Annotated in this window: 5 protein-coding genes; 3 read left to right on the top strand and 2 right to left on the bottom strand. The window is 41.1% G+C overall.

Annotation, left to right across the window (positions count from 1 at the left end; all coding sequences use genetic code 11):
* Positions 1 to 311 precede the first annotated feature (311 nt).
* Positions 312 to 731, bottom strand: coding sequence for a universal stress protein (locus BLW49_RS28350; RefSeq protein WP_090728270.1), 420 nt, complete (start codon positions 729 to 731; stop codon positions 312 to 314).
* 18 nt (positions 732 to 749) lie between these two features.
* On the bottom strand, positions 750 to 2,213 hold the full coding sequence (locus BLW49_RS28345) for a SulP family inorganic anion transporter (RefSeq protein ID WP_090728268.1): 1,464 nt from the start codon (positions 2,211 to 2,213) through the stop codon (positions 750 to 752).
* Positions 2,214 to 2,374: 161 nt separating this feature from the next.
* On the opposite strand from BLW49_RS28345, the gene BLW49_RS28340 reads away from it, so the two are divergent.
* The 3 genes from BLW49_RS28340 (at position 2,375) to BLW49_RS28330 (ending at position 7,138) form a co-directional block, all read left to right on the top strand.
* The gene (locus BLW49_RS28340) at positions 2,375 to 2,917 is read left to right on the top strand and encodes a recombinase family protein (RefSeq protein ID WP_090728266.1); all 543 of its coding nucleotides are present in this window, start codon (positions 2,375 to 2,377) and stop codon (positions 2,915 to 2,917) included.
* A gap of 328 nt (positions 2,918 to 3,245) precedes the next feature.
* Positions 3,246 to 4,160, top strand: a complete 915-nt coding sequence (locus tag BLW49_RS28335; protein ID WP_090728265.1) for a tyrosine-type recombinase/integrase — start codon at positions 3,246 to 3,248, stop codon at positions 4,158 to 4,160.
* A 20-nt stretch (positions 4,161 to 4,180) separates the two neighbouring features.
* A complete protein-coding gene (locus BLW49_RS28330) occupies positions 4,181 to 7,138 on the top strand; it encodes a Tn3 family transposase (protein ID WP_090728262.1) in 2,958 nt (985 codons plus the stop codon).
* The last annotated feature ends 99 nt before the right edge of the window (positions 7,139 to 7,237 follow it).

Below are 7,237 nucleotides of genomic sequence, written 5' to 3'. Positions count from 1 at the left end.
GGGGTACCGCCAACAAAGTGCGGATTTTGTACGCTAAGCCCCGTTTGATCGAAAAAAGGCCGATATCCTGTACGCTAAGGATTACCGGCTTATTGGGGTAGTACCAGCGTCGCTGACACCACCCACAAACTAGATAAAAACTAGACTGGATATTGATTATTAACCTCGTTATATTCGTATTGAGCATCAGTAATTGTCAGCTTTGAATACACTTTTAGAGATTGAGCCAATGTTTTTTAATGTTTAGCATAAACAGAAGCAGCACTCCCTACTACATATAAGAGTGCTGCTTTTTATTACTGCTCATTATTTTATTTTACAACCATAACAGGGCACTGTACTCTCTTAACGACTTTATGACTGACACTACCCAAAACGAATTCCTGTAAAGAATTTAGCCCACGGCTTCCTATAATGACCAAGTCCACTTTCTCATTGTTTGCATACTCTACAATAGCTGGGCCAGGATCTCCGATAATAATCTTTGTTTTATGATTGATATTTTGGGTGGAAAGTTGCTCTGTTACGGGCATCAACTTTTGTTGACGTTTCAACTCTAATTCTTCATGATCTTGTGAATGCAGCACTTCGTTCTTAATTTTGGACATATCTTCCACGAACAAGATTTCTACTGAGGAATCCGGAACCAAAGATGCAATTTTAGCAGCTTCCTGTGCCGCACGAATTGAGTATTTTGATCCGTCAGCAGCTAGTAAAATACGTTTATACATCATCATATCTCCCTTTCGTTAGTGAGCTTTTAATTGCGCATTTGTGTCGTGATACAGTGCTAGTTTGTCTATAATTTTTTTGCTAGAAGAGTTGAGTCCGACGACTGTTACATGATTATTATTTTCACGAAACTTGATGACAACTTTATCTACCGCGCCTACAGCAGAATCGTCCCAAATATGTGCATTTGTAAAATCAATAACGATATCTTTTTTTGCTATCGTAAAGTCGAACGAGTTAACAAAGCCCTCTACAGAAGCAAAAAACAATTGCCCGGTAACATCATATTTGATCTTGTCGCTAGTCTGTTGCCTCTTAACCTCAAGTTTAGAAATCTTGGCAACAAAAAAGATCGCACTAAGAATAACTCCGGCAATAACCCCTTTTGATAGGTCATGTGTTGCAACAACAATAATCACGGTAGTTAACATGACAACAGCATCTGATTTGGGAGCTTTACGCAAATAGGAGAAAGATGACCAATCAAATGTGCCGATCGATACCATAATCATAATTCCAACTAGTACAGGCATTGGTATTTGTACTACTAATTCACCCAATACAAGAATGAGGAATAATAAGAATAGTCCTGCAATCAAGGTTGATAGTCTACCTCGACCTCCTGATTTGACATTAATCACAGACTGGCCAATCATGGCACATCCAGCCATGCCGCCAAAGAATCCGGTTACGATATTTGCAATACCCTGTCCTCTGGATTCTCGATGTTTATTACTTTCTGTACCTGTCATATCATCAACAATAGAGGCTGTTAGCAATGATTCCAATAATCCAACAATGGCTAAAGCGATTGAATACGGAAAGATAATTTGTAGCGTTTCCAAGGTAAACGGAATGTCAGGAATAAAGAAGGTTGGCAGCGATTGCGTAATTTTACCTAGATCGCCAACCGTTCTTAAATCAAATTGTCCCCAAATGGAAGCAGCTGTTAAGACAATAATAGCGATCAATGGGGCTGGTATCGCTTTGAAAAATCTAGGTACTACATATACAATAAGTAAAGTAATAGCGACAAATAGATAAGTCAAAGTCGATATTCCAACGAAATGAGGAACCTGCGCCATAAATATTAAAATGGCCAGCGCATTTACAAATCCAATCATGACGGCTCTAGGGATAAATTTCATTAGTTTTGCAACCTTACAAACACCAAATATGAGTTGGATAATCCCTGTGAGTATAGTGGCAGCCAATAAATATTGTAAACCATGTTCTTTTACGAGTGGCACCATGAGAAGGGCCATTGCACCTGTTGCAGCAGAAATCATACCTGAACGACCGCCTACAAATGCGATAATGACTGAAATACAAAAAGATGCATACAAACCAACCATAGGATCGACTCCAGCAATAATCGAAAAGGCAATTGCTTCGGGAATGAGGGCTAAAGCGACAACAATTCCTGCAAGCACATCACCCCTAATATTGGAAAACCAATCTCGTTTCATCTTTTCAAGCACGTTTACTCTCACTCCTTATCTTTATTATTTTTAGACTTATATAAGTCTTTTTCCGTGTTGAGCAGATTCATTGTATCATCGAACGACCCAAAAAGGAACCTTTTTGGAACTATTTTTGTGGTATGCTTCTACTAAGGCTTGGGCAGTTAGGAGTGAAAGTCATGTTAATTGGTTACATGAGGCCAAATGCAGATGATATTCAGTGTCACATTCAGTATCAGATTTTGACAAGTTTAAACTGTGATCATCTATTTACTGAGGAACATTCGTCCCCCAAAAAAAGAGTCGTACTAAAAAAAATGATGAGTGAACTGCAACCAGGTGATACGATTATAGTTTCTAAATTATTCTCATTGGCTGATTCTACTCGACATCTTGCAGATTTGTTACATCAGATAAGTGATAAGCAAGCTTATCTTTTATCTGTCGGAGAAGGGATTGACACTCGAAATTCTACTGGCTATTCGTTTCATGATAGCGTAAATCACTTGTTGAGCTTTCAAAGAGATGTTATTAGTGAGAATACCAAAAAAGGATTATATGAGGCGAAGCAAAACGGAATAACGGCTGGCCGTCCACGTAAACCTGACGAGAATGTAAAACGGGCAATTAGTATGTACGAAAGTAAAAAATACAGTCTTGCACAAATCAAAGAAGAAACGGGAATAAGCAAAACTACACTCTATCGCTATTTGGAGAGTTGATCGTGACCGTTCTTGTTCATCACAGACACTAGAAGCAAGACATAAAATAGTAAAAGCCGATAGTTCCTGCTTGAGGAAAAATCGGCTTTTTAACATATCATTTGTGGATAAACACATTCTACTTTGCGGGTGGTGTCAGCGACGATGGTACTACCCCTAATTCTCGCTTGCTGATGGCCAGGAAAACTCTCCTCCGAGAAATGTCCGCTAATTAATATTAGTGGACATGATTGATATTTAAAGCCAACCATTGATGTCCGCTAATGTTCTCGTTAAGATAAGATTATCATGTCCGCTAATGTAAGACAAGAATTTGGGGGTTCTCAAGATGACAGGAAACGGGATTTCAGAACAAGGAGAAAAAGTCATTGCTGACTTTATACATATGCTCGAAACGGAGGAAGATTTGAAACCAAAAACAGTTAAAGAGTATGGTGGGGATCTGAAACATTTCATCGGATGGTTTGAATGCGAACAAGTATCTGAAGAAATTATACCATTTCGTATGGAAGATGTAGCAACACCCACCATCACAAGATACCGCGATGTGATGCAAAAGGAAATGAAGCTAAAACCGGCCACGATTAACCGTAGGTTAATTACGTTGAAACGATTTTTTGAGTGGGCTTCAGTTCAAGGTTTAATTCGCCGCGATCCGTCCAAGCCGGTCAAGTTGGTACCAGAAGAAAAGGCAAGCCCACGGCAGATGACCGAAAGAGAAGAAGCAGCTCTCATTGCTGCGGTGGAGCATAGTGGATCGATTCGAGATCAAACGATCATTACTTTAATGCTGCATACGGGACTACGAACGATGGAAATCTGTGATCTTGCTCCTGGTGATGTAATCATTGGAAAACGAAGTGGTCAGGTTACAGTTCGATCAGGAAAACGAAACAAGCAACGAGAAGTACCGCTAAATGCAACTTGCCGGGCCATCTTGGAAAAACATATGGTGGACTTGTCTCCAGATAGTCCGTATCTATTCCCTTCAGAAAAAACAGGTGATCGTTTAACTGAACGGGCTTTACGACATCTCATTCAAAAATACATGAAATTAGCTCGCTTAGAAGGATTAAGTGCTCACGATTTGCGCCATCGATTCGGCTATGTCATGGCCGACAATACCCCATTACATCGGTTAGCGCAAATTATGGGGCATGACAGCTTAGACACAACAATGATCTACGTCAAAGCAACACGAGCTGATTTGCAATCCGAAGTAGAAAAAATAGCTTGGCAATAATCTGAAAGGATGAGCAGTTTATGCCGGTTAGAGGAAGAGAATTACTAACACTAGACGAAAGAAATGAACTCATGAGGATTCGTCCAGACATGAGTGAATGGGAACTCGCTACTTGCTATACCTTTTCACAACATGACATAGAAATCATCAACAGGCACCGAAGAGATCATAATCGTTTGGGCTTCGCTGTTCAATTATGTACTCTTAGATACCCTGGTTGGTCATTGTCTGATGTGAAAGATATTCCTGAGACTGTCTTACGTTACATAGCCAAGCAAATTGATGTTGATCCGGAAGTCTATCCTTTGTATGCTCAACGGGACCCGACCAGACGTGAACATCTTGAAGAGATCCGTCAGGAATATGGGTATCGTAATTTCTCTTCGCGTGAATACCGTAGTTCATCCCAATTTTTATTACATTATGCAATGGAGAATGGAAATCCGACACATTTGATTCGCACCGTCCTGGACGAACTACGAAAGAGAAAAATTATTCTCCCGGCTATGACGACAATTGAAAGGCTGGTCTGGGAAACCCGCCATCGAGCAGAGGAAAGGATTTTTAAACAGCTAACAAATTCCCTGTCTATTTGGCAAAAGCTGAGATTAGACAAGCTGATCGATCCATTTATAGAAAACGGAAAAACACTTCTAGCATGGCTTCGGGAGGTACCTGGCCAATCCTCGCCAGAGGCATTTCTAAAAGTGATTGAGCGTCTGGAGTATATTCGGGGAATTGAATTATCGATAAACACGGGTGAGATCCACCCTAACCGATTCATACAATTGGCCCGTTTGGGAGCAAGATACGAGCCACATTCATTCCGACGATTTAACGAGACAAAAAGATACGCCATTCTAGTCGCCTATCTTTTGAATGTAAGTCAAAATTTAATCGACCAAGCGATTGAAATCCATGACCGGCAGATTATGATATTGCAATCAAAGGGACGTAAAGCACAAGAAGAAATACAAAAACAAAATGGAAAGTCCGTCAATGAAAAGGTTATACATTATGCGGATTTAGGTGCAGCTCTGATCCGAGCTAGAAACGAGGGTCTTGATCCATTTGCAACCTTAGAGGCGGTTATGCCGTGGGAAAAGATAGTCGCTTCGGTTGAAGAAGCAAAGAAATTGGCGCGGCCAATGGATTATGATTATTTGGATTTATTGGAGAATCGATTCTTTTATCTCCGAAAATATACACCTACTCTTCTACGAGCACTAGAATTTCGTTCTACTCAGTCAACCGAACCGTTATTACGCGCATTAGATACCATTCGTGAAATGAATAATTCAGGGAAACGTAAGGTTCCAGATGGAGCACCATTAGACTTTATCCCGAATCGTTGGCAAAAACATGTGTATGACGAGGATGGCTTAATCAATCGACATTATTATGAGATGGCTGCTCTTACAGAGCTGCGTAATCATATTCGTTCTGGAGATATTTCCGTTGTAGGAAGTAAGCAGCATAAAGATTTTGATGAATACCTGGTATCTAAACAAGAATGGGATACTGCCCGTACCTCCGGTACCAGACTTGCTGTTAGCTTGTCGTCAGAAGAATATCTTCAGGAGAGATACGAAGCGTTATATAAGCGTCTGCAATGGGTATCGGATCATCTGCATGAGCTTGAAGGCGTAAGTATAGATAAAGAAAAACTTCGTGTTGATCGGTTGGAGAAAGACGTACCGGATGAAGCCAGATCGTTCAGTTTATCTCTTTATGACATGCTGCCCCGTATCAAATTAACTGATTTGCTTATGGATGTGGCCAACTGGACTGGATTTGATGAAATGTTTATTCATGCTTCTACTGGTCGTCCACCTAAAGCCGAAGAAAGAACGATTGTGATGGCCACTCTAATGGCAATGGGAACGAACATAGGGCTGACAAAAATGGCTGAGGCCACTCCAGGTATTTCGTATCATCAAATGGCAAACGTAGCTCAATGGAGAATGTATGAGGATGCCATGAATCGGGCACAGGCCACTCTGGTAAACTTTCATCACAAGCTGGCTTTAGCTTCTTATTGGGGAGACGGCAGCACATCTTCATCAGATGGTATGCGTGTTCAGGTAGGTGTTTCGGCACTACATGCTGATGCGAACCCGCATTATGGCTCAGGAAAAGGAACAACAATTTATCGATTCGTCAGCGATCAATTTTCTTCGTTCTATACGAAAGTCATCAATACGAATGCTCGTGACGCGGTGCATGTCATCGATGGCCTTTTGCATCATGAATCTGAGTTGTCTATTGAAGAACATTATACGGATACGGCCGGCTACACTGATCAAGTCTTTGGTTTAAGTCATTTGCTCGGATTCCGGTTTGCTCCACGGCTTCGGGATTTGTCTGATTCCAGGTTATATTCTTTTGATAAGGTAGGTGAGTTTCCAAAGATAGAAAACCTACTCCGCGGTCGTATCAATACGAAGATCATTCGGGAGAACTATGATGACGTTTTACGTTTAGCCCACTCTATTCGAGAAGGGAAAGTTTCTGGATCTCTTATCATGGGGAAACTTGGATCTTATGCTAGACAAAATAGTCTAGCTACAGCTCTACGGGAAATGGGACGGATCGAAAAGACAATCTTTATTTTGGATTACATCTCTAGCGAATCGATGCGTCGTCGCATCCAACGTGGTCTAAATAAAGGCGAGGCAATGAACGCTCTTGCCAGAGCACTCTTCTTTGGAAAACGCGGAGAATTACGTGAACGTGCCTTACAAGATCAGCTACAACGGGCCAGCGCATTGAATATTCTGATCAACGCAATAAGTGTCTGGAATACAGTTTATCTTACAGAAGCAACGAAACTCTTGAATCAAAAAGGATCGCTTCAGGCAAATCTATTAAGCCACATTTCGCCTTTAGGATGGGAACATATCAACTTTCTTGGCGAGTACACATTCGATCAAAAGCGAAATGCCAGCCTAAACGCATTGTTACCACTTATTCAATGAAGAATCGAAGCCGGTAATCCTTAGCGTACAGGATACCGGCCTTTTTTCGATCAAACGGGGCTTAGCGTACAAAATCCGCACTTTGTTGGCGGTACCCCA

It is taken from the genome of Paenibacillus sp. PDC88 (genome assembly GCF_900106725.1).
Classification (GTDB): Bacteria; Bacillota; Bacilli; order Paenibacillales; family Paenibacillaceae; genus Paenibacillus; species Paenibacillus shunpengii.
Note: the sequence above shows the minus strand (reverse complement) of the source record. Positions and strands in the feature narration are given on the sequence as shown.

Coding starts and splice junctions, on each gene's coding strand:
- BLW49_RS28350 (WP_090728270.1), bottom strand. CDS start 731: ATGTATAAACGTATTTTACTAGCTGCTGACGGATCAAAATACTCAATT.
- BLW49_RS28340 (WP_090728266.1), top strand. CDS start 2,375: ATGTTAATTGGTTACATGAGGCCAAATGCAGATGATATTCAGTGTCAC.
- BLW49_RS28335 (WP_090728265.1), top strand. CDS start 3,246: ATGACAGGAAACGGGATTTCAGAACAAGGAGAAAAAGTCATTGCTGAC.
- BLW49_RS28330 (WP_090728262.1), top strand. CDS start 4,181: ATGCCGGTTAGAGGAAGAGAATTACTAACACTAGACGAAAGAAATGAA.